This is a genomic window from Anabaenopsis sp. FSS-46, from assembly GCF_029891665.1.
Taxonomy (GTDB): domain Bacteria; phylum Cyanobacteriota; class Cyanobacteriia; order Cyanobacteriales; family Nostocaceae; genus Anabaenopsis; species Anabaenopsis arnoldii.
This window is the reverse complement of record NZ_JANQDG010000080.1, coordinates 56,010-80,116: the sequence shown is the minus strand read 5'-3', so window position 1 is coordinate 80,116 and position 24,107 is coordinate 56,010. Positions and strand designations below refer to the sequence as shown.

Annotated in this window: 21 protein-coding genes; 12 read left to right on the top strand and 9 right to left on the bottom strand. The window is 42.7% G+C overall.

All coding sequences use genetic code 11. From position 1 onward, the window contains the following. The first annotated feature begins 145 nt into the window (after window positions 1–145). From NWP21_RS09445 to NWP21_RS09420, 6 genes are all read left to right on the top strand, one after another. On the top strand, window positions 146–436 hold the full coding sequence (locus NWP21_RS09445; RefSeq protein WP_280792495.1) for a hypothetical protein: 291 nt from the start codon (window positions 146–148) through the stop codon (window positions 434–436). 157 nt (window positions 437–593) lie between these two features. Then, complete coding sequence (locus tag NWP21_RS09440; protein WP_280792494.1) at window positions 594–968, top strand: type II toxin-antitoxin system RelE/ParE family toxin; 375 nt, start codon at window positions 594–596, stop codon at window positions 966–968. Further along, the gene (locus tag NWP21_RS09435; RefSeq protein WP_280792493.1) at window positions 965–1,291 is read left to right on the top strand and encodes an XRE family transcriptional regulator; all 327 of its coding nucleotides are present in this window, start codon (window positions 965–967) and stop codon (window positions 1,289–1,291) included. Before NWP21_RS09440 ends, NWP21_RS09435 begins: the two co-directional genes overlap by 4 nt. A 252-nt stretch (window positions 1,292–1,543) precedes the next feature. Then, on the top strand, window positions 1,544–1,987 hold the full coding sequence (locus NWP21_RS09430) for a hypothetical protein (protein WP_280792492.1): 444 nt from the start codon (window positions 1,544–1,546) through the stop codon (window positions 1,985–1,987). 290 nt (window positions 1,988–2,277) lie between these two features. Next, window positions 2,278–3,429: an LptF/LptG family permease gene (locus NWP21_RS09425; protein WP_280792491.1), complete on the top strand. Its 1,152-nt coding sequence runs from the start codon at window positions 2,278–2,280 to the stop codon at window positions 3,427–3,429. A gap of 649 nt (window positions 3,430–4,078) precedes the next feature. Beyond that, window positions 4,079–4,924: a lysophospholipid acyltransferase family protein gene (locus NWP21_RS09420; RefSeq protein ID WP_280792490.1), complete on the top strand. Its 846-nt coding sequence runs from the start codon at window positions 4,079–4,081 to the stop codon at window positions 4,922–4,924. 35 nt (window positions 4,925–4,959) lie between these two features. On the opposite strand, the gene miaB is transcribed toward NWP21_RS09420, so the two are convergent. Further along, window positions 4,960–6,345 carry a tRNA (N6-isopentenyl adenosine(37)-C2)-methylthiotransferase MiaB gene (gene miaB, locus NWP21_RS09415; protein ID WP_280792489.1) on the bottom strand — a complete coding sequence of 462 codons (1,386 nt, stop codon included), beginning with the start codon at window positions 6,343–6,345 and terminating at the stop codon, window positions 4,960–4,962. Window positions 6,346–6,431: 86 nt separating this feature from the next. Then, window positions 6,432–7,892: an energy transducer TonB gene (locus tag NWP21_RS09410; protein WP_280792488.1), complete on the bottom strand. Its 1,461-nt coding sequence runs from the start codon at window positions 7,890–7,892 to the stop codon at window positions 6,432–6,434. Between the two features lie 483 nt (window positions 7,893–8,375). On the opposite strand from NWP21_RS09410, the gene NWP21_RS09405 reads away from it, so the two are divergent. Continuing rightward, a complete protein-coding gene (locus NWP21_RS09405; protein WP_280792487.1) occupies window positions 8,376–10,487 on the top strand; it encodes a TIGR00300 family protein in 2,112 nt (703 codons plus the stop codon). 40 nt (window positions 10,488–10,527) lie between these two features. Continuing rightward, complete coding sequence (locus NWP21_RS09400; RefSeq protein ID WP_271731228.1) at window positions 10,528–11,085, top strand: DUF2085 domain-containing protein; 558 nt, start codon at window positions 10,528–10,530, stop codon at window positions 11,083–11,085. A 326-nt stretch (window positions 11,086–11,411) separates the two neighbouring features. On the opposite strand, the gene NWP21_RS09395 is transcribed toward NWP21_RS09400, so the two are convergent. The 3 genes from NWP21_RS09395 to NWP21_RS09385 all read right to left on the bottom strand — a co-directional run bounded on the left by NWP21_RS09395 (window position 11,412) and on the right by NWP21_RS09385 (window position 15,517). Then, complete coding sequence (locus NWP21_RS09395) at window positions 11,412–13,187, bottom strand: N-acetylmuramoyl-L-alanine amidase (protein WP_280792486.1); 1,776 nt, start codon at window positions 13,185–13,187, stop codon at window positions 11,412–11,414. Between the two features lie 113 nt (window positions 13,188–13,300). Further along, window positions 13,301–13,570, bottom strand: a complete 270-nt coding sequence (locus NWP21_RS09390; RefSeq protein ID WP_280792485.1) for a winged helix-turn-helix domain-containing protein — start codon at window positions 13,568–13,570, stop codon at window positions 13,301–13,303. A gap of 135 nt (window positions 13,571–13,705) precedes the next feature. Then, entirely contained in the window at window positions 13,706–15,517 is a 1,812-nt protein-coding gene (locus tag NWP21_RS09385) for an N-acetylmuramoyl-L-alanine amidase (protein ID WP_280792484.1), read from the bottom strand. Between the two features lie 90 nt (window positions 15,518–15,607). On the opposite strand from NWP21_RS09385, the gene NWP21_RS09380 reads away from it, so the two are divergent. Next, window positions 15,608–17,245 carry a CTP synthase gene (locus NWP21_RS09380; protein WP_280792483.1) on the top strand — a complete coding sequence of 546 codons (1,638 nt, stop codon included), beginning with the start codon at window positions 15,608–15,610 and terminating at the stop codon, window positions 17,243–17,245. Between the two features lie 122 nt (window positions 17,246–17,367). Here NWP21_RS09380 and NWP21_RS09375 read toward each other — a convergent pair whose 3' ends face one another. From NWP21_RS09375 to trxB, 4 genes are all read right to left on the bottom strand, one after another. After that, a complete protein-coding gene (locus NWP21_RS09375; protein ID WP_271731239.1) occupies window positions 17,368–18,267 on the bottom strand; it encodes an ROK family protein in 900 nt (299 codons plus the stop codon). A 31-nt stretch (window positions 18,268–18,298) separates the two neighbouring features. Then, a complete protein-coding gene (locus NWP21_RS09370; protein ID WP_271731240.1) occupies window positions 18,299–18,490 on the bottom strand; it encodes a hypothetical protein in 192 nt (63 codons plus the stop codon). A 52-nt stretch (window positions 18,491–18,542) separates the two neighbouring features. Next, window positions 18,543–19,439 (bottom strand): ABC transporter permease, encoded by an 897-nt coding sequence (locus NWP21_RS09365; RefSeq protein ID WP_280792482.1) that lies wholly within the window; start codon window positions 19,437–19,439, stop codon window positions 18,543–18,545. A 159-nt stretch (window positions 19,440–19,598) separates the two neighbouring features. Beyond that, window positions 19,599–20,966 carry a thioredoxin-disulfide reductase gene (trxB, locus tag NWP21_RS09360; protein WP_280792481.1) on the bottom strand — a complete coding sequence of 456 codons (1,368 nt, stop codon included), beginning with the start codon at window positions 20,964–20,966 and terminating at the stop codon, window positions 19,599–19,601. Between the two features lie 751 nt (window positions 20,967–21,717). On the opposite strand from trxB, the gene yidC reads away from it, so the two are divergent. The 3 genes from yidC to NWP21_RS09345 all read left to right on the top strand — a co-directional run bounded on the left by yidC (window position 21,718) and on the right by NWP21_RS09345 (window position 24,061). Beyond that, window positions 21,718–22,860 carry a membrane protein insertase YidC gene (gene yidC / locus NWP21_RS09355; protein ID WP_280792480.1) on the top strand — a complete coding sequence of 381 codons (1,143 nt, stop codon included), beginning with the start codon at window positions 21,718–21,720 and terminating at the stop codon, window positions 22,858–22,860. 2 nt (window positions 22,861–22,862) lie between these two features. Continuing rightward, window positions 22,863–23,381 carry a R3H domain-containing nucleic acid-binding protein gene (locus tag NWP21_RS09350; RefSeq protein ID WP_271733450.1) on the top strand — a complete coding sequence of 173 codons (519 nt, stop codon included), beginning with the start codon at window positions 22,863–22,865 and terminating at the stop codon, window positions 23,379–23,381. A 173-nt stretch (window positions 23,382–23,554) separates the two neighbouring features. After that, window positions 23,555–24,061: a YceD family protein gene (locus NWP21_RS09345; protein ID WP_271733434.1), complete on the top strand. Its 507-nt coding sequence runs from the start codon at window positions 23,555–23,557 to the stop codon at window positions 24,059–24,061. Window positions 24,062–24,107 lie beyond the last annotated feature (46 nt).

Below are 24,107 nucleotides of genomic sequence, written 5' to 3'. Positions count from 1 at the left end.
ATTATCTATAACGAATTCGTAAACTCGCTCGATATTTAGATTATTTATACATTACTAGCACACAATAACTAATTTCTATCAATTAACCTGCGAAAACTTGCTTCCAGCTTCTAGTAATAAGTAGAACGTTTTTCAGGTTAAGTTTATGTCAGCGATTTTATCTACTCCCAGAATCTTTGGGCTTGTACTCATTGGTTTAATGATTACTTCCTGTCGTGGCTATACTTCTAGTTATATTCAACCGTCAACTCCCACTGTGAACCGTCAACAGTCAACTCCCACTGTGAACCGTCAACCATCAACTGTCAACAGTCAGTGGTTGGAACAACAAAGAGCCGATAGCGAAAGAGAAAACGCAGAGTATCGGAGGGTATCTGGCTGTATGGACAATTGTCTGGCTAGTACTGATCCAAACTGTATGTCTAGATGTTCTTAATCTGATTGGGTGATCAATCAAATTCATGCAATGGTGGGTGAGGCTGGGGTCAACCCACTTTGCTATTTATGATTGATATATTTTATTGTCCTCTGAGGTGGCGTGGTGGACATTTTACGGTAATCTCCGATTGGTTTTATAGGAAATTTTATATAAAATGGACGAAGACCAGGATATTATGGAAATTCCTCTACGAACTCTTGTTTGGATGGGAGACTCTCTGAAAAATATCCGATCATTTCCTGAAGAGGTGCGTGCATCACTAGGCTATGCGCTGCAATTGGTACAAGCAGGGGAAACACCAATGGATACCAAGCCTTTTAAGGGGGTTGGTAGTGGCGTGTATGAGATCGTCAAACGTTACGATACCGATACTTACAGGGCTGTTTATGCAGTAAAGATTGGAAAAAAAATTTATGTCCTACACGCTTTTCAAAAGAAATCAAAGCAGGGAATTAAAACCCCACAGGCTGATGTTGACCTCATTAAACAACGTTATCAGGATGCGGTAGCAAGAGAGAAACAACAATGACACAAGACTCCGTTTTTGAAGAAAGCAGTGGTAACGTATTCGCTGATCTGGGTTTATCGAATGCAGATGAACTTTTTACTAGGGGAAAGATAGGGATTCAGGTACTTCGCCTTCTGAAACAACGCCACCTCAAACAGCGCGAAATCAGCGAACTTCTCGGTATTACCCAGCCAGAAGTATCTCATTTAATGAAAGGAGAATTTCAACGGTTCAGCGAGGGAAAACTGCTGATTTTCCTCAAGCGACTAGATACGGAAATCACCTTGCATCTTCGCAGTCGTTACGCGCAAGGCGAATCTGCTGAAACCTTCATATCACTATAAAGGAGCTTACTCTCTAGGTTGCTCAGGTGGTTCATTTTCAAGATAAAAATATGAGACTCTTAATTTATTCCCTGGCTCCCTTAAGGGCGATCGCCCCTTGGTACAGTCAACCATCAACCAAATTCGTAAACTCGCTCGATATTTAGATTATTTATAGATTACTAGCATAGAATAACTAATTTCTATCAGTTAACCTGCGAAAACTTGCTTCCAGCTTCTTGTAATAAGTAGAACGTTTTTCAGGTTAACTTTATGTCAGCGATTTTTTCTACTCCCAGAATCTTTGGGCTTGTACTCATTGGTTTAATGATTACTGCTTGTCCTAACGGTACTTCTAGTAACACTTCTAATGGAGGTGGTGGTAATAATAATAGCGGTGGTGGGGGTAATACTAGTAACACATCTAATACCACGGTTACTCCTCCTCCATCCTTACAAAGTTATTTATCTCGATGTGACAATTTGAAAAATAACCTCTCCTCTTATTCTCTATGTACCAGTGAACAGCGAGAGCAATGGAATCAAGCTCAAGATGAATATCTAAGAGCAACATCTGCAAATGGAAATTCATCTACTGGATCTAATGATGCTTATCGTAATCTGTTGCGACAAAATGCGGCAGATACTTACGCTGATTGCGCTAGGATTGGCGATCCTAGCTTAAATTGTGATCTTGATCTGCGTGGGGTTCCTTAAATTTAAACTAAAGACTAGGATTTCTTACTCACACACCCATCAAACTTTTTTCAATACTATTCTTTAACGCTAAGGTGCGCAAAGGTGGAAGGATCAAAACTTCTAACTAAAACAGCGATTCTATGTAGTAGTGCGGGTATCTTAACCCGCTATCTCTAATTAATTTGACCCAAAGGGGAAGCTAACCTACGCCAAAAAACCACAATAGCTGATTATCTAGATAATCGGCTATGAGACTCTTAATTCATTCCCTGGCTGATTCCAATATTACATAACCAACAAAATGATAAATGAAAAAAATCAGCTTTTTTCCTCAAATATCATTATTGAACTATTATTTAATTTCTGAGTTGATTCGCCCCTTATTATTTAGCATTATCATTGTGACTGTGGTAGCTGAGTCTATTGGCATATCCTTTGAGCAGTTTAAATTTCTAATTAATAAACAGTTATCTTTTCCAGTTTTAATATATCTACATATCCTTAAATTACCTGAGTTTATTGTATTGGCTTTACCTATTGCCACTTTAATGGCAACTATTTTTACTTATCAGAAACTCTCTAGCAATAGTGAAATTATTGCTTTACAAAGCTGTGGAGTCAGTTTATACAGGTTAACTTATCCCGCTATTATTACCGGTTTGTTGGTAACGTTCATCCAATTTACATTTAATGAAATATTTGTTCCCCCCGCTAATTATCAAGCTGCGATCACTTTAGAAACTTCTCTAAATATTAATAGGTCAAACCTGAAAAACTCTGATATCTTTTACAAGGAGTTTTATCAAGATTATGTTGGAGAACAGAATCAAAGGTCTCTTAAGTATCTATTTTATGCAGATAAGTTTATTGATGGCAAGCTGCAATCAGTCACTCTATTAATTCGCGATGCGCAAAGACTGAAGATAATTATTACTTCTAGTTTTGCCCAATGCTATGAGCAACAAGAATATTGCTATTTTTATCATGGTTCCCACAGTCTGATTAATGCTGATGGCTCCTATGGTCAAAGGGTTATGTTTGATACTATGCCCTTATATCTGCCTCATATATCTTCACAGTTTCAAGCAGACAGAGAAAAGCTTGATGACCGAGAAATGAATATATATCAAGCTTATCAGCGATTGTCTGTTCTGGAAACAGCAGGCGATCGCCGTGAGTTCCTCAATCTCAAGTTTCACATTTACAAGCGATTTAGTTCTGCTGTCTCCTGTACTGTCTTTGCTTTTTTGGGTGGGGCGATCGGCATTAATTTACAACCCAGAGTTAGATATAATAGCTTTGCTTTGACTCTAGGAATTATTTTAATTTACGATGCTGTTCAAATAATATCCGGTATTCTCATTATATCAGATGTTGTCTCTTTTTCCTGCCTATGGTTGCCAAATATACTTGCTATTATGATTGGAGTTAATTTATTAATTAATAAAACCACACCATAACTGTTTACTTTTTATCAGTATGGTAATAAACCACTCAAATAGGATGACTATATGTATCAGGAATTACGCAACTGGCACAAATAGGGAGCGGGGGTAGCCGCTAAGACTATTCTCTGTCATAGCCAGACTTTTAGTGTGACCAATATCTCATATCTATCGTTTTTCCCATGTATGGCCAAAAATTCCACTCCAGCCATATCAGCTTTTATTAAATTTGGACAGATCCCATAGGAAGATGACTAACTACAAAAATAACAGGTACATTAATCCGGGATGTTGTTATGCACTGGATTTATAGTGAGGTTTGGCCATCAGCCAAACCTCTTTTATTATTCCTAGCTAGAAAAATACTTGAACTTATGAAATTTAGGACTTACGCAACTGGCACAGGGGGATGCCTATGTCTAAAGCCAAGTGGCTTCCGTGCCTTTTTTGCGATTTTCTTGTGATCAGATGTATCTGTATGAAAAAAACCTATATAATGCTGATCAGAAGTGGTAAGACAAGAGTAGCAGCCCTAATTCAAGGGAAACTGTTTTCCTTAAGATATATTATGGATATAGATTAAAATATAGGTGTCAATACTAGTCTCATTTGACTAGGATAGTTGCTGTAGTTACATTTTTACTAAATCTGTTAATATTCATAGATGTTACAAGCGAAACATAAAAGCGAAAAAAAAATAGGCTGGTCATTAGATGAACGAGACCCAAATTTCATCGCCAATCTCATGCCATTGCTGAGTTTTTTATATCATTACTACTTTCGAGTTCAAACCAGTGGTTGGGAGCATATTCCACCGGAAGAGAAAGTACTGTTTGTTGGTTCTCACAATGGAGGACTGGCGACCCCTGATATGTCAATGATCATGTACGACTGGTTCCGAAAATTTGGGTGTGAGAAACCGGTTTACGGACTCATGCACCCCAAAGTATGGGAACTCAGCCCAGAAATAGCAAAAATTGCTGCCAAGACTGGAGCCGTGATAGCTCACCCGAAAATGGCTTACTCCGCTTTGCGTTCCGGTGCGAGCCTACTGGTTTACCCTGGTGGAGCACAAGACGTGTTTCGACCGCATTATTTGCGCCATAAAATTTATTTTGCCGGACGGAAAGGATTCATCAAGTTAGCTCTGCGGGAAAATGTACCGATTGTACCTGTGATTTCTACGGGCGCTCATGATACCTTAATCGTGTTAGCTGACTTGTATAAAATTCTAGAGCAACTCCATAAATGGGGAATGCCTTGGTTGTTTGGAGTTGACCCGGTAGTATTTCCTATTTATTTGGGATTACCCTGGGGATTAGCAATTGGGCCTCTTCCTAATATCCCATTGCCGATCTCTATTCATACGAGGGTATGTAAACCCATTGTATTTGAACGCTACGGTCGGGAAGCAGCTAGCGATCATAAGTATGTCAATCATTGCTATGAATTAGTTGTCAATCAGATGCAGGAAGAGTTAGACCAATTAGTGCAGGACAGTGCTACCTAATTGACAACATTAGGAGACCAGGAGTAAGTCTTAAATTACACAGCGACTGCTTGCCGCACTTCTAAGGGTTCACCTGTCAAACTAAAAGCCCGAACTTCAGTAATTTTTACCTTGACGACTTGCCCTTTTAATGTATTTATGTCCCCATTAAAGAAAGTTAAACGATTCCCGCGAGTACGTCCCATGACTTGAGTGGTATCTTTGGAATTTTGGGCTTCTACTAAAACCTCTTCAATGCGTCCCATGTAACGCTGCGATCGCTCGGATGCTTTAATATTAACTAAATGGTTTAATCTTTGTAGGCGATCGCTTTTCACCTCTTCACTGAGTTGATTAGACCATAAAGCAGCTGGTGTACCGGGACGGGGGGAATAAGCAGCTGTATTCAACAAGTCAAAACCAATATCTTCTACCAACTTCAGGGTATTTTCAAACTGTGCCTCCGTCTCCCCGGGGAAGCCCACAATAGCATCACCACTAATAGAAGCATCCGGCATATACTGCCGAATAGTATCAATAATCCGGCGATATTTCTCCTGAGTATAACCTCGTGACATTGCCTTTAACACGTCATTGTCCCCTGACTGAAAGGGAATGTGAAAGTGTTCACACACCTTGGGTAATTCAGCACAAGCCCTAATTAATCGCTCCGTAAAATAACGGGGATGACTAGTAGCAAATCGCAACCTTTCAATACCTGGGACATCATGGACATAATAAAGTAAATCCGTGAAATTATACAGATGACGACCTATAGGTACGCTCCGCAAACTATCGGGAGTTTTACCCCGCAAGTCTCGACCGTAAGCGTCAATATTTTGCCCCAGGAGGGTAATTTCCTTGTAACCTTGTCGCCCTAGTTCTTCCATTTCTGCGCGGATAGCCTCCGGAGTGCGAGATTGTTCCACACCACGGACATTAGGAACCACACAATAGGTGCAGCGTTCATTACAGCCATAAATGACATTCACCCAAGCCGTGACACTGCTATCTCTTCGAGGTTGGGTGATATCCTCCATAATGTGAACCGACTCAGTAGCCACCACTTGATTACCATCAAATACCGAGGTGAGCAAATCTTTGAGACGGTTAGCGTGTTGTGGTCCCATGACCAGATCTAATTCTGGCACTCGTCGTAACAGGGCTTCTCCCTCCTGCTGGGCAACACAACCAGCAACAATCAAGGTTAAATCCGGCTGCTCGTGTTTACGTTTCGCTTGTCTACCGAGGTAAGAATATACCTTATGTTCAGCGTTATCTCGTATTGTACAAGTATTGTAAAGAATCAAATCTGCATCATTAGGGTCTTCCGACCATGCAAAGCCCATGTCTTCTAAAATACCAGCCATGCGCTCTGAGTCAGCTTTATTCATTTGACAACCGAAAGTAATGATATGGTAACGGCGATTAGAAGTAATCATGGGCAATGATGCTGAGTCAAGGTTAAGCATATAAACTTTATTTCTATTCTATGGCAATAAAACAAAAACTGTTCATTTGCTACTCATCATTGCGACTCTGGTGATGAGGTGGACTGGGGTAATTCAGCAGGTTGGCGACTACGGCGTAAAGCGTCTCGTAACCGATTTTGACTAGAAGAAGTATTGTTTGTGGTCAGCGGGGGATTTGTACTTGTTTCCCCTGCTGGTGTGACAGAATTAGTAGAGGTTTCCTGACTGCGGGTATTGCGCAAAGAATCTCTCACATTTCCCGGTGTAGGGGTCTTTCCTTGTCCAGAGGATGAACCCGCGGCTGTGTTTTGATCAGTCTGAGGTTTTCGTCTGACGCGTCTAACTGGGTTTGACCTGGTGGGAGTGCTGGTAGTCGGTGTAGGACTGGAACTAGATGATTCTGTTTGGCGACTTGTTTCCCTGGAACGGCTGGTTTCTTGCTTTTTTTTCCGTTCTTGGACTTGGCGGTGTCGCTGTGAACCTTCCAGGGTAAAATCAGTAGCTATTGATATCCCTTCTCTCCCGCCTTCGGACGGTTGTAATTTCCAATTATTCGCTTGTTTCCTGATTTCTTCATCCAATCTTCTGTTACCGCTTGACCTGAGAATACGGACATTGGTAACATCACCTTTGGCATCAATATCAACAGCAACTTCTACTCTGCCTTCGATACCTTGCCGTCTGGCAAATTCTGGATAGTTAGTATTACATCTAACACAAGCTGCACGTCCAGTAGATGATCTGCGGGAATTACCACGACGATTAGTACGTTCTGATCTGCTATTAGCTGGGGGTGTGGAAGGCTGTACTGATACTTTATTATTGCTGTTCGTGCCAGTATTTGCTGTGGAGACTGAACTTGTGCCACTTGGTTGATTTGACTCTCCCCTATTAACACTATCACTATTTCCCTGTGTAGCTCTAGAATCTCTTGTACCAGTCAATACCCCTGGATTTTTTTCACTAGTTTGAGTGGGGGGAGTAGCAGTTATTGCTTCTGATGTTTGTGAACTCAGTACAGATTCTAGCCTAGATACAGCTGCTTGGCGTGAGACTTGTGGGGTGTTTGTGGTAGCTGTGGTTGTTGGTGTTGGCGGTGAAACTGGGGGAGTTTTGACACTTTCGACTTTTACAGGTGGTGGGGTGATTGGGGTTGGTCTGAGTGTAACTATAGGTTGCTGTTGGATAATTTCTGGTTGAGACTGGTTTACAGTCTGATTTCTAGCTGCACTGGGTGAGGTATCGTTACTGGTAATAATCTGGCGAGGTTCTGGTAATGTCTCTGCTTGGGGAATTGGTGCAGATGGTTTTTCTACTTCTGGAATGGGAAAATCAATCATCACCACTTCTATTGGTTGATCTTCTAGGTGCGGGGTACTCCGCAGGAGATAAGCTAACAGTGATGACAGTACCCCAATATGAAGTACTAGAGAACCAATGAGACTATAAATCAGAAAATACTTGAGAGTCTTAACTTCTTGTGAACGATATTCTAAGGTAATGCCAGAAAAACTCATAGCCTATTGCCACTTATTCTCAGTTACCTGGTAATCTTACCACTTCTTGCCAGGGAGGAGGAAGCTAGACTATACGTAAGCTTAAAAAAACGTAATCACCAAATAGGGCATTCCTCAAAAAAACTAGCCTATTTATCTTAGTCTATTTCCATGGGTCAACTTTATGCCATTTTGGCAATTTCATCTTGTTGGTGTCCCCCTAATCTTGATCCTGTGAATAGAATAGGTTTAAAGTCTGTGTGCTAACTTACAGCATATTTCATCTGAGTAGGTACAAGGGCGGGCAAGATGCCTACCCCACATAAGTTTTATGATTCAATCTGTACTTGACATTCGGTGCAAGTTGCTGTATCTGTATTTCCCGATAGAATGCTGACCACCTCAAGAAAGACTTTCATTAATTTCTGGTCGTTAGAGAAATTAAAAGGACAAAAAACTATCTTTGAAGTAGGCTTGTAGGATCTCAACACTGGTAATATTTTTATGACTTCCCTGATTCGTTTTTTGATGTGCGCTCCTGACCACTACGATGTAGATTATGTGATTAATCCCTGGATGGAAGGGAATATTCATAAGTCTTCGCGCGATCGCGCTGTGGAACAGTGGCACAAACTGTATAACATCCTTAAACAACACGCTATCGTAGATTTAGTAACCCCCCAAATAGGTTGGCCTGACATGGTGTTTACCGCCAATGCTGGGTTAGTCTTGGGGGAAAATGTCGTCCTCAGCCGATTTCTGCACAAAGAACGTCAGGGTGAGGAGCCTTTCTTCCAAACTTGGTTTGAAGAAAACGGTTACACAGTTCATTTACTCCCTAAAGACTTACCCTTTGAAGGTGCTGGAGATGCACTGTTAGATCGGGAAGGACGTTGGTTATGGGCGGGATATGGTTTTCGTTCGGAATTAGATTCTCACCCTTATTTAGCTAAATGGTTAGATATTGAGGTGTTATCCCTGCGTTTAACTGATGAGCGTTTCTATCACTTAGATACTTGCTTTTGTCCTTTAGCTAACGGCTATTTATTATATTATCCTGGTGCTTTTGATGCCTATTCTAACCGTTTAATTGAAATGCGGGTTGCACCAGAAAAGCGCATAGCAATTACCGAAGCTGATGCTGTCAACTTTGCCTGTAATGCGGTGAATGTAGAAAGCATTGTGATTATGAATAAAGCCAGCAATGCTTTAAAAACAAGTTTAGCAGAGGCGGGCTTCCGAGTTATTGAAACGCCACTGACAGAATTTCTCAAGGCCGGTGGTGCTGCTAAATGTCTGACCCTACGTGTTACTGAGCCAATAGATATTAATATTCATGCTAATGTTTCCGTAGAAAGCCGGATGATTCGGTTAGAAGGGCATTTACTGGACTCTGGTGTGATTAACCAGGCTCTAGATTTAATTGTAGATGGTGGTGGTAGTTTCCAAGTGATGAATTTCACCTTGGGAGAACAACGCCAGAGTACATCAGCAGCTGAGGTGAGAGTTTCAGCCCCCTCCCATGAGGTGATGGAAGAAATCATCTCTGAGTTAATTGATTTGGGGGCTGTGGATTTACCCCAAGATGAACGGGATGCTAAACTGGGCCCTGTGATTCAAGCCGGGGTGGCTCCTGATGATTTCTACGTCAGTACTATTTATCCCACGGAAGTACGGATTAATGGTGAGTGGGTGAAGGTGCACAATCAGCGCATGGATGGCGCGATCGCCATCACTCAAACTCCCAATGGCTTAGTGGCTCGGTGTAAACTTTTACGTGAGTTGGAGATTGGCGACAGGGTAGTTGTAGATGTGCAAGGTATCCGTAGCATTCGCAAAGCTGAATCACGGGAACAGCGTCACGGTCAAGAATTTACCTTTATGTCTTCGGGGGTTTCCAGCGAAAGACGTGTAGAATTAGTGGTGGAGCAAGTAGCCTGGGAGTTACGTAAAATTAGGGACGCTGGTGGTAAAGTAGTTGTCACGGCAGGCCCAGTAGTGATTCACACAGGGGGCGGTGAACACTTAGCGCGGTTAATTCGGGAAGGATATGTACAGGCGCTCTTAGGGGGGAATGCGATCGCCGTCCACGACATCGAGCAAAACATGATGGGAACTTCCTTGGGTGTGGACATGAAACGAGGTGTCGCCGTCCTGGGGGGACATCGCCATCACCTGAAGGTAATTAACACTATCCGCCGTTATGGCAGCATTGCCAAGGCTGTGGCTGCTGGAGTGATTCCCAGTGGTGTAATGTATGAATGTGTCACTAATAACGTACCTTTCAGCCTAGCTGGTTCGATTCGGGATGACGGACCTTTACCTGATACCCAAATGAATTTGATTAAAGCCCAGGAGGAATACGCCCAACTCATTCAAGGTGCGGAGATGGTTTTAATGCTATCTAGTATGCTGCACTCTATTGGGGTGGGAAATATGACTCCGGCTGGGGTGAAAATGGTCTGTGTAGATATTAATCCGGCTGTAGTGACTAAACTAAGCGATCGCGGTTCTGTAGAATCAGTAGGTGTAGTGACAGATGTGGGTTTATTCCTGAGTCTGTTAATTCAGCAGTTGGATAAGTTGACAAGTCCCTATGTAGCTAGTGTAGGTTAAGAAATGTTGCACGCAAAGTCGCAAAGGCGCAAAGAAGAAGATGTCCAGAGTAGTGTTTCAGCAAGATGTACAGATTAATTGGGTGAGTTTTATTGCTGATTTCCTGTTGGTGGGGATGGTTTTTGGCCCCCCTCTTGCTCCTTTCTTGGCTGCGTCTGATGTGTCTTTGCTCGGCAGGATTGCGGATATTATTTACTTCATGGGTAATCATGTCTGTCCGCAACCTGATATGGGACTAGATTTAGCACCCCCGTTTATTATGGCTGTGTGTATGCGCTGCTATGGTACTGTGACGGGGTTGCTAGTGACTCGCTTGTTGTATGGGGTAACCGGTGGTAAAGGTTTTTACTGGTTAAGTCAATACGGCTGGAATGGTGCAGCCTTAGCTAGCGTTTTGATGATGGCTTACCCCTTGGAATTAGCGGCCCAGGTTTTTGGGTTGTGGGATTTTAATAATTATTTAGTTACACCTTTTGGGTTAATTACGGGTTTGGCTTGGGGTTTATTTACTATGCCGCTTCTGCACGGTTGGCAACAAGGTAAACGGACAAATTTCAGCAGCCAATGGCATAGAATTAAAAAAGAAGCTCACCGATAGTTACCACATGAACAAGACATTATTGTTCAATGCGTCAAGTCAGTCACCATGTCTGTAAAGCATATCAGTTTCGGGTTAGTTACGATCGCTATACATTTTCTAATTTTATACTGGTTTGGGGGTTTATTTCACGCAGAGTAGCAGAGATTTGGAGAGTCTGCTTGACTTGACATTACATTTACACTCGCTTGATTTTAAACCAACAAGCCAAATTACATACGTACAATTACGGAATTATGAATAATCCAGATTTTTTGAATGATGAACCAACCTAAAATCCCAACTCCTCTTTCTCTCTGCGAATTTGCGCCTTTGCGTGATAAAAATCATTTCTTAAACCACTCCACAACACCCTCAGCCAAAACCCTCGCTAACCTCCTTTGTTCCTGAACATCCATCGCCAACTCAAAATCATCAGGGTTACTCATAAAACCCAACTCCAATAAAACCGATGGCGCAGAATGGGGACGTGTTAGCGCTAAATTATTCCAATACACCCCAAAAGAAGACCTACCCAAATTTTGCACTAACCGATTTTGCAGTAACACAGCTAAACTGTGCGCTTGGGGATGATACCAATAACTACTAACTCCCTTAGTATTTTCCGCATCACCATCATCAGCCAAAAATCGATAATGAAAAGTCAGTGCGATCGCAGGTTCATTTTCTTCTATCATTTTCTGACGTTCCACCAAAGACAAATCCCGGTCATCTTCTCTAGCCATTACCACTGTTGCACCTCGTCGCCGCAATTCATCCCGCAAAAGTTTTGTCACTACCAAATTTAAATCTTTCGCTAAATAACCTGTTGGTCCTGCTGCGCCTAATTCTTCCCCACCATGTCCGGCGTTCAGCAGAATTTTTACCCCAGATAAAGGTTGTGTTTGTCTGCGGGTAAGAACCGGAGGATGACGCAAACTTAAAACTAAGCTTGTATCTCGGTATTGCAGGTTATATCCCCACTGTTGATTTGTTTTGAGGTTAAAAGTATATTGCACCTTGCCAGGAGCTATTTGCTGCCAATCTAGACGAGAAATTAAAGGGTTATCATCTAGGCGAATTGTGTCTGTTTGGGCAGTGGTGTTATGTAAAGTCAGGGTAAGAGTTTTATCCCCCTGTTTTACAGTGACAGGGACAGGAACTTGCAAAGGAAAGACTATTTCTGTTGTTTTCGGTAATTCCCGCGAAATTATACTGCGAATCATCGAGTGTGGTGGAATTGCACCTGGAATCATCCGAGTTTCTTGACTATGAATCCAAGCTCCATAGTCTAAACGCAACCAATCACCTTCTTTACCTGTAACAGATGCTCTCACACCTTGGGGTAAAGGCGTTAACCGTGAATCAGTGGTACTGGGGCCTGTCCGCGCCACACCAGCCTCAGCTATGATTTCTACTATTGGAAGTTTGGCTGGTAAAAGGGTTTGAATCTTACCAGAACTGACTTGAGTTGTTGTCTCGCTATTGAGAGTTAATTGATATTCTGGTTTTTTTCCATCTGGTAATATTCCTAATTTTGTACATCCCTGATATTTCCCTGGGATAATTTGAGTGATGGGTTGATTTTTACCATCTATATATATGGCTGAATTACTGGGTAGAGATATTTGTTTTAGTTGCGGTGATAGCTTAACAGTTTGCTCTCCCAATCTTACGCTTACATTAGCATTAGGAGAGGCGATGCCTACGGCGGGCGAAGCCATCGCACTAAAACAAATTTCTTCTCCTGGTAGTCGATAAATATCAACTTGGGGCGTAAGGGTATTTTCTCCAAAGGCTAATCCTTGGGGGATTTTAGGCTGATTATCAACTCTAGTTACCTGTATTTGCAGTTGTTGATTGTCGTAAGTCACAGTAAACCGATTTTCTCCCACATCCAAGGGAAAGCTAGGGGCGAAATGTCCAGATTTACTGCGCTTAATGGGTTGATTATTAATTAAAACTTGTCCTGTTGGTGGTGCGGTTCCCAGAAGAAATATTTTATCTGTATTAGTTTGGTGATTTGCTGGCGGATAAACTATTTTCAGCGTGTTTTCTTGCGCCCAAGCTAGGCTGGGAGTTGTGAAGGAACCAAGAATGATTAATCCTAAAAGCGATCGCATGATTAAAATGTTTTGGTGGGTTATATCAATTTACATTGAAGCTGCATAAAAAAGAGCTTCTTGACATAGATAACGTAACCGTTTGCCTTGACCAAATAGTTTTTGCCAAATTATCACTGCTTGTGCAATGTTTTTTTAAATGTCTCTATTGCTTGTGGGTCTTGCTTGACACTGCATCGTCTTGGTACTTTCAGCTTGCAACCGAGCTTGTATCGCACTAGGTAATGTACCATTCGGTAACTTACATCTAATCCATAATTGTCATTGAGCCAACTCACAATTTCTTTGTAACTCGCAAAACCAGCGGACGAATTTAATTGAGTTTTGAGCGATTCGAGTACCTCACCTTTGATTTTTGGCTCTTGTCCGGGTGGTTTTTTCATTTTCAGTAACCCAGCTAATCCAAGAGTCGGTATTTCTGTAACCACCTTGTTATCGTTGATGGGTCACGTGCTAGTCTTTGTAAATTGATATTACAACGGTACAAACCTTTTCAAGAAAATATAATTGATCGCCGTCTAACCCACCCTACTTTTAAACCACTCTACAATTCCCTGAGCTAAGGCTTTTGATAATTTTTTCTGTTCCTGAGAATTTGTCAACCATTCAAACTCTTGGGGGTTAATCATAAAACCTAATTCCAATAACACCGATGGCGCAGCTGTGGGACGTGTCAGGGCCAGATTATTCCAGAACACACCATAGGAGGGTCTGTTCAGCTTTTTGACTAAATAATTGTGCAGGAATACAGCTAGGCTGTGGCCTTGGGGATGATACCAAAAAGTGCCGATTCCCTTGGTGTTTTCAGCGTCACCACTATCGGGTAAGGCATTGTAATGTATGGAAAGGGCGATGGCTGGTTCTTCTCGATGTATCATAGCCATGCGATCGCCCAGAGAAACTTCAATATCACTATCCCTAGTCATTACAACAGTAGCCCCTAATTTTACCAACTCATCCCGTAATAATTGGGAGACGACTAAATTAACTTCTTTTTCTGTATATCCAGTTGGACCCACAGCACCGGATTCTTTGCCACCATGTCCGGGATCGAGTAGAATCTTGATATCAGATAGGGGTTTTCGTCTTTTCCGTCCCCTTGTTGGCGGATGACGCAAAGCTAAAATCAGGGTTGTATTGTCGTATCTGAGCTTATACCCCCACATTTGACTTTTTTTCAGGTTAAAGGCGTATTTCACCTGTTCTGGAGCTACCTGCTGCCAATCTAGACGAGAAATTAAAGGGTCATCATCCAAACGGATTATGTCTGTTTGGGCTGTAGTATTGTAAAGTGTGATAGTGAAATGATCATCGCTGTGTTGCACGCTCACGGGTACAGGAACTTGTAGAGGGAAAACTATCTCTGTCGTACCAGGAATCCGGCGATATCCGACACTGCGAATCGTTGTGCGTGGCGGAATTGCACCTGGTAAAACACGAGTCTCCCTGCTATGAATCCAACCACCATAGTCTAGGCGTAACCATTCACCTTCACGGCCTGTAATTGATGCTTGTGTACCTTTGGGGAGTGGGGTAAGTCGGGAATAATCAGTACCTGGTCCTGTCCGCGCTACCCCTGCATCTACTACTACCTCGGCAACTTCTAAGTTTGCAGGTGAGAGAATTTGAATTTTGCCAGTTCCTGGTTGAGTTATCGTCTCGCCGTTGAGTGTTAGTTGAAATTCTGGTTTCCCCAAATCTACGCTTTTCCCATCAGCAATCATGTTATTACCATCAATTGGGGTTAGGGAAACAGCTTGTTGAAACGTAGTGCAACCCTCATACCTTACCGGGATCGACTCAGCATAAGGCTGGTTGTTTCCTGTAAGTGCTGCTAAATTACTTGGTAGTCTTATCTGCTGAGGTTGGGGTACAAGAGCAATAGTTTGATTTGCCAGATTGACAGATACACTGGCGTTAGGGGGTGCAATGGCGCTAAAACAAATTAATTCTCCCGGTAGTTTGGCAATGTCAGCTACAGGAATCAGAGAATCTTTGGCAAAGGCTAATCCTTGAGGTAACTCGGCTACCGTCGCCAGCCTTGTAACTTTAATTTCTAGTTGCTGATTTTGGTGACTGACAGTAAAGAGATTTTCTCCTAACTGCAAAGGGAAACTGGGCGCAAAATGCCCGGCTTGACTGCGGTTAATTGCCTTACCATTGATGAGAACCTTTCCATCTGGTGGCGCAGTCCCAATGAAAAAGATTTTTTCGGAGTTTGTTTGGTGGTTGTTTGGGGGATAAACAACTAATAGTGATGGTCTGGCCAATGCGACTACAGAGGAGGTAACGATAAACCCTAATATTACTAAACCTAGAAGTTTTTTCACGACAAAAGCACAAAATATTTCACCACAGCAAATGTGGCACAATGACGGGATGTTTTTTGAGAAGTTGCTAAAAATTCTAACTACTAACTTATGACTAAGTTTATCTTTGTAACTGGAGGTGTAGTTTCCAGTATTGGTAAGGGCATTGTAGCAGCAAGTCTGGGCCGTTTACTCAAATCGCGAGATTATTCGGTGTCGATTTTGAAATTGGACCCTTATATTAATATTGACCCAGGTACTATGAGCCCTTTTCAGCATGGGGAAGTTTTTGTTACCGAAGATGGTGCGGAAACAGATTTAGACTTGGGACATTATGAACGCTTTACTGATACTTCTATGTCGCGGCTAAACAGTGTTACCACTGGTTTAATTTACCAAGCAGTAATTAATAAAGAGCGGAGGGGAGACTATAATGGCGGGACTGTACAGGTTATCCCCCATATCACCAATGAAATTAAAGAGCGGATTCTGACTGTGGCTGAGGCTACAAATCCATCTGTATTAATTACGGAAATAGGTGGGACTGTCGGTGATATTGAATCACTGCCATTTTTGGAAGCTATTCGCCAGTTACGCAAGGAAGTGGGACGGCAAAATGTGTTGTATATGCACGTTACCCTGGTACCTTGGATACCTTCGGCCGGGGAAATGAAAACCAAGCCCACACAGCATTCTGTCAAGGAATTAAGATCAATTGGCATTCAACCAGATATTTTAGTCTGTCGCTGCGATCGCCCCTTACCTGTGGGATTAAAACGCAAGTTGTCGGAATTTTGCGATGTTCCAGAGGAATGCGTCATTACTGCCCAAGACGCTGGGAGTATTTATGAAGTACCGCTAATTGTAGAACAGGAGGGATTAGCAGAACAAGTATTAGCGTTGTTGCAAATGGAACAACGCCCACCAAATTTGATCCATTGGCAAACAATGGTAGAACGCTTATACAGTCCTCAGTACAGTGTGGAAATTGCCATTGTGGGAAAATATGTACAGTTAAGTGATGCGTATTTGTCCGTAGTAGAAGCACTGCGTCATGCAGCTATTGCCACATATGGTGATTTGCGCTTGCGATGGGTGAACTCGGAAGATTTAGAAACCCAATCGCCGGAAACTCATTTAGCAGGTGTGGATGGTATTCTAGTCCCGGGTGGTTTTGGTATCCGCGGGGTGGATGGTAAAATTGCAGCTATTCAATACGCTCGCGATCGCCAAATACCCTTTTTAGGTTTATGCTTAGGAATGCAGTGTTCCGTAATTGAGTGGGCGAGAAACGTACAAGGATTAACGGGTGCAAACAGTGCGGAATTTGACCCCAAAACCAAGTATCCAGTCATCAACTTATTACCAGAACAGCAGGATGTAGTTGATTTGGGCGGTACCATGCGACTGGGACTCTATCCTTGTCATTTGCTCCCTAATACTCTAGCTGCTAGTCTTTATCAACAAGAAGTAGTTGACGAGCGCCACCGGCATCGGTATGAGTTTAATAATAGTTATCGTCAGATGTTGTTAGAATCTGGGTATGTGATCAGTGGAACTTCCCCCGATGGACGCTTGGTAGAAATTGTGGAATTTCCCCAGCATCCCTTCTTTTTAGCCTGTCAATTTCATCCCGAGTTTCATTCGCGTCCTAGCACTCCTCACCCTTTATTCCAAGGATTTATGGAAGCCGCTATTAACAGAACTCATCCTGTATCCAACTTACCAACACCTGTACAGGTTTCTTGAGTATATTTTCAAAGTCTTGTTGAGACACCAGACAAGTTTCAACCTCAATAAATACAACGATGAGGAAATAGATACCCGACTTCTTCGAGAAGTCGGGTATTTGCTCATTCACCGCAGTAATTCTAATTCCCCTTCCCAAGAAGTAATGATGCCAACTTTGCAGCGCCCACCATGCCCGCATAATTCCCTAATTCTGCCGGTAAAATTTCTAACCCTGCGCGACTCGTAGCCATGACTCGCTGCTCAATTTCTGCCTTCAGTGCGGGGTAAAAAAACTCAAAGCTAGCACTAACTCCACCACCAATAATAACTGCTTGGGGAGTTAAAACGTAAATTAAACTAGTTAGACCAATACCCAAACACATACCATATTCTTGCCAGAAAGTCAAGGCAAATTTATCTCCCGCCGCAGCCAGCGCGCCTAATTCCCATGCTTCCTGTCCAGTGCGGCGACGAATTGCCGTAGCTGAAGCATACTGTTCTAAAGAACCGGAATTACCACTCTTACACACAGGCCCATCGGGGTTTAAGGTAATCAAACCCAGTTCCCCAGCAGCGCCTTCATGTCCTACAAACAGTTTGCCATTGAAAATAATCGCACCACCAACCCCAGTTCCCAAGGTCAATAAAATTAGATTGTCAAAGTGGCGACCAGCGCCCAACCAAGCTTCTGCCAAACCGGCACAGTTGGCATCATTAGCAATAACCGTAGGTTTACCTGTTTTGGCTTCTAACCAGTCCGCTAAAGGTACATTTAGCCATCCCGGTAGGTTGATGGCAATTTGGGCAATGCGTCCACTTTTATCAGCTGGACCGGGAGTACCCACACCAATGGCAATAGCTTGATTATATGGGTCAACTTGAGCGATCGCATCTATAATTACAGCTACAACGGCTTTTGGTGTCGATGGTTGGGGAGTGGCTACAGTCAAAGATTTTAAGCAAGTACCATCCGGGTTGAACCGTCCCAGCTTAATGGCTGTCCCCCCCACATCAATACCAATTAATTGTGAATTAACCACCTGAAAAAATATTATTTAGCTTTTTTGGGTTTTATTGAACAAAAAATCCTGGGTTTGGTGTTTTCTGTGCGTCCATAGGTGAACTACTAACCATGACTGAATGAAAACTCCTTGGTTCGTCGTACCAAGCTGTCATCGGTGTACCCCGTAATAAGCCGGACAGGGCGACGGATAGCATAAACCCACCAGTAGCAGCCGCAATTAAAGAAATATTATCTTTCACTCTAACCTCTTGGTAATAACTTCAACAATATTTTAGATAGGGGAAATAGTAACTATTTCCGCATTCTATTTTCTCGCCGTAATCGAGGATTGACAAATTCATTTAAACCCTCACCTAGTAGTGATAACCCTACTACCATTAATGTCATGGCTAAACCGGGGAAGAGAGTAGTCCACCAAATTCCCGTGGGTAGGGCTTCTAAGGCTTGTCTTAAGTCATGTCCCCATTCTGGAACTTCTTCGGGAAGTCCTAGTCCCAAAAAGCCTAAACCGCCTAATACTAAAATGGCATCGGCGGCGTTGAGAGTAAATAGTACGGGTACACTTTGAATGACGTTAAAAAATAGATAGCGCCATAGTACAACCCAAGTGGAAGCACCCATGGCTTGAGCCGCTTCAATAAATACCTCTTTCTTAACGCTCACAGTGTGGTTACGTACTACGCGATAATATTGGGGAATGTAGGCAATACTAATGGCGATCGCCGCATTGAAAATTCCCCGCCCCACGACAAAAGCCAGTGTCACAGACAGTAGTAGCCCCGGCAATGTGTAAATACTATCCATGAGGAACAGCAACACCCGATCTAACTTACCCCCCAGATAGCCACTCACCATCCCCAATGGCACACCAATAATCATACTAATTGCTGTAGCTAATATCACTACTTGCAGCGCAGCTTGGGCACCAAATAATGTACGAGAAAATACATCATGTCCCAAGCGACTCGTACCAAACCAATATTTAGCTGATGGTGGTTCTTGGATGGGGTTAGAAAGGAACTCTCTGGGGTTTTGTAACCATCCCCAAGCCTCTAACACAGGGGCAAAAAATGCTAAAAACAGGAACAATAGGGTAATGGCGATGCCAATGACCATTAATTTCTGGGACAGGTGGGAATTTTGGGCGAAACGGATAAATTTCGGTAACTGAGGTTTATTTATGGCCATGAGGGAGCCCACGCATCAAGCAAGATATAACAAACGCTCCTCTTGGCTGAGAGCTAAGAGGAGCAGGTTCTTTGAGAGTAGAGGCTTTGAAACCCATCTGCGATCAAAGTTTTTCCGCTTCCCTATACTTTTAGAAGCGAGTCCGGGTGAAGTTTTTCTCTAAAGATAACTCGAAATCATTTGACGATAATCGCTCTTTTGCTTCACACCTTTGACTTCTTTCAATAATTCTTGATGTTTAAACAACTGAATCGTGGGTGTACCAGTTATCCCAGCATTCTCCGCAATCTGAGGGTCTTTGTCAATGTCAATTTCCACAAAGTGAATTTTGCCTGTGAATTCATCCACGACTTTATTTAATATCGGCTTGAGAGTATGACAAGGACCACAACCAGGGGATACATATTTCACCACCAGCAAGCGATCGCTTTCATGGAATAATTTCCTTAAAGCATAACCCCCTTCATGGCGTGTGGCCTGTAAATTAAATCCAGCCTCCTCTTGGGCTTCAGTTTTATTGGTGGTTTGGGGTTCCAATTCATTCTCTACTGTAGCTGATTGATGAAATTCTGTGATTAAATTCCGTGATGATAACCAGCGTTCTGCCAACATGGCCGCCATACAGCCAGTACCCGCCGCGGTAATTGCTTGACGAAACTCGTGGTCTTGCACATCCCCGGCTGCAAATACACCTTCTACACTGGTTTCTACAGAACCATTTTTAGTCACAATATAACCCACATCGTCTAATTCTAGCTGTCCTTTAAATAAGGCTGTATTGGGACTATGACCAATGGCGTAAAATAAACCTTTGGCGTGGATTTCCCTTTCTTCCCCAGTTTGATTATTACGTACTTTTACCCCGGACATCTGACCATCGCCGAAGATGTCCACAGCTTCAGTGTGCCAATGTACTTCGATTTTTGGGCTACTTAAAACCCTGTCTTGCATGGCTTTAGATGCTCGCATTTTATCAGAACGCACCAGTAGATTTACCTTAGAACCGTATTTAGTCAGGTAAATAGACTCCTCCGCCGCCGAGTCACCAGCACCAATGACAGCTAATTCTGCACCGCGGAAAATTGGTGTTGCACCATCGCAAATTGCACAAGCAGATATCCCCCGACTCCAAAACTTATGTTCACTAGGTAAACCTAGACGCTTGGCTGTAGCACCAGTGGCTATAACTATACTATGGGTTTTTAGTTCCCTTTCCTGCGATCGCACTATAAAAGGATGTTGGCTCAAATCCACAGATATTACATCCTCAGTATATAACTGTGCCCCCCACCGTTCAGCTTGCGCCTTCATTTGATCCATTAGTTCTGGTCCGGTAATACCTTGGGGAAACCCCGGAAAATTTTCTACTTCCGTTGTTGTCATCAATTGACCCCCGGGTAAACCCCCCATTTCAAAACCTTCAAATACTACCGGTTTTAAATTTGCTCGTCCTGCATATATGGCCGCTGTGTATCCTGCTGGGCCAGAACCAATAATTACCAAATTTTCTACAGTCGGGTTAGTCATAGGGGTTAAATAAACTCATAACGACTCCGTTTAATATACCATAATTAGTCAAGGAATGGGGATAAAAGAAAACATATAACGTCACCTGAGAAAGAAGACCAGAGGAAATTTTTGCATGGGGGTGATATGAAAGTCCAGGAATATCGAACACTTGTATAGTATAATAAAAACACAGTACCCATGGGAGCTAAAAATATTGTGGTTTTCAGCATTTCCCAAAAAATGAGCTAGTCCTAAGCTGACTATTTTATAAACAAAACTATACTTATGTTGACAAGCATTGATATAAGTGAGTTAAGAAAATCGCCCAATTGATATATAATCCTACGATATCAAGTATTGAATTAAGACTATTGCCAACGCGAAAACCAAGCAATGATAGCGGTAGTCTTTCTTGTAAATCTTAACTTGAGAAATATCGCGTCTGGCTAAGGCGTGGAAGTCTACTAAGGGATAACCGCTCCCATGCTCCCGTTGAAGTAGAAAGTAAAGTCTAGCTTTGTCTATGTTTTATATAGCAGTAATAGAGACGCGATTCGTCGCGTTTCTACAAAATAGTAGGGACTAGCGAAGGCAACACTTACTTTAATCTAGTAAGCTATAAATATAAAAAATAGATCGGGATGGCATTCCGTTCTTAGAGCCGAGAGCCTCCTGTGCAACAGCGGGATTCTCTGGGCGGCCTGCACACAAGTGTAGGAGTATGTCACATTCAGATTAGTTTACAGTAACTCAGGTTGAATTCAGAATAATGGATTTTGGTATCGGGTTTCTCTCAAACAACGTGATGCTGCCAATCATAGATTTTTTCTATGGGATTGTGCCTAGCTATGGATTGGCGATCGTTGCCTTGACATTGATAATCCGCTTCGCGCTCTATCCCCTGAGTGCTGGTTCAATTCGTAATATGCGGAAAATGCGAATTGTGCAACCTCTGATGCAGAAGCGGATGGCAGAAATTAAAGAGCGGTATAAGGACGATCAGCAAAAGCAGCAAGAGGAAATGGTCAATGTCCAAAAAGAATTTGGTAACCCATTAGCAGGATGTCTGCCCCTATTGCTGCAAATGCCAGTATTATTAGCGCTGTTTGCCACATTGCGGGGTTCACCTTTTGCTGGTGCAAACTACAGCGTTAACCTGCAAATTTTTCCGGCTGAACAAATTGAACGAATTCAACCCCAGGCCTTTGCTACCGCTCCCCAAAACATCTACATTGCTGATGGAGAGCACGTTCGTGTCACTGCCATTCTACCTGGGGGTAACAAATTAGCCGTAGGAGAAAAAACTAAGATCCAATATCAAACTCTTGATGGTAAACCATTTCAGGCGCTTTTAGCAGAACACCCAGAAAATAACCTGATTCCTCAATGGAAAGTCATGAAAGGGGAAGAGAGGGTCAAAATAGATGCCCAGGGCAATATAGAAGCCTTGGAACCAGGAGACGTGACCATTCAAGGCTCAATTCCTGGACTAGCAGCAGAAAAAGGATTTTTGTTTATAGAAGCTTTGGGTAGAGTTGGTGCTATAGATCCTGATGGTAAAGTCCACTGGGATATTGTCTCGATGATCGTATTTTTCGGCATCAGCCTTTATGTCAGCCAAATGATTTCCGGGCAGAATTCTGGTGGTGGTAACCCCCAACAAGATACAGTTAACAAAATCACACCAGTTATATTTTCTGGAATGTTTTTGTTCTTCCCCCTACCAGCTGGGGTATTAATGTATATGGTGATTGGTAATATTTTCCAAACTGCCCAAACTTATATTCTCTCCCGTGAACCTCTACCGGAGGGACTACAACAAATTGTAGCCACCCAAGAGAAAGAAGCCGCAGCAGAACAGAGAAGTTTACCATTTGAGCCCAAAAGTTCTAAGAAAAAGACTACAGGTTGATGATGCTTGACAGTGGGATGCACAGAGGGCAGCAGTGGTTAAAAACCCTGCTGCGACTAACAGGAACACCTGCGGAGATTCAAGGGAATTTAGAAACTGACCCCTCTCAATTTGACAATTTCCCAGAAACAGATAGCTACTGGTTGACTATTGATGAAACTAACCTGACCCAGAAACAAATCCAAGTTTTAATTGGCGCTAACGGTTCAGTGCTAGATGCGATTCAGTATTTAGCCAACTCGGTGCTAAACCTCAACCAGCCCCCAGGGTCACAAGCCTCTTATACCATTGATCTGAATGGGTACCGCCTCAAAAGACAAGGGGAAATTCGCGCTTTGGCAGAAGCAGCAGCGGAGGAGGTACGCGCTTCTGGTAGGGAAGTAGAAATAAAGTCTCTCAGTGCTGCTGAAAGGCGACAAATCCATTCTTTCTTCCAAGAATTTGCAGATTTGCAAACTTTTAGCCGTGGACGAGAGCCGCACCGTCATTTGGTGGTCTGTCCAGCGCCGACAGTTGAATAATCCGGTTTAAACCGGATTATATCATAAAAACCTTGTCAATACAAAATTTCTCTTCTGTTCAAAAGCTAAAACAGAGTTATGAGAAATTTGGGTTAAAAACCCCGTCCTTCTAGGACGGCTTTATGGTTTTTGTGACAGCAAAATATAACTGTTCGTGATTATATCGAAATCCTATGGACGCAATTTTTATTCCCCAACTTACCAAAGCCCCGGAGCGGAGAGAGGAAATCGAAGTTAAAGAGTTTCTCCCTGGTCTGGAAAGCTTAACACCGGTTCGTGGTCGGTTGCGGATAGAGCATCATGGCAATTACCTAGAAGTATCTGGGAAAGCAGAAACAATTGTTACTTGTACTTGTAACCGCTGTTTGCAGCAATATAACCATCGTTTAATAGTGAATACCAAAGAAGTTATTTGGTTAGATGAAGCTGCTAATCAAATACAGGATATACCTTTAGAGAGGGAAGTAGTGATGGAAGATTTGCTGGAAACCCTCTCACCTGATGGTTATTTTTATCCGAGTGAGTGGTTATATGAGCAGATGTGCTTGGAATTGCCTCAGCGCCAGCTTTGTAACCTCAATTGTCCGGGTATTTTGACTGCTAAGGTTGATAGTTCAGACAAGCCCGTTGATAGTCGTTGGGCTTCTTTGGAGGCGTTAAAAAAGCAACTTCCGGGGTGAGTAAATGTTTTAAGTTGTAGTGCTTGTGATCAGCCTGAAAAGGGAT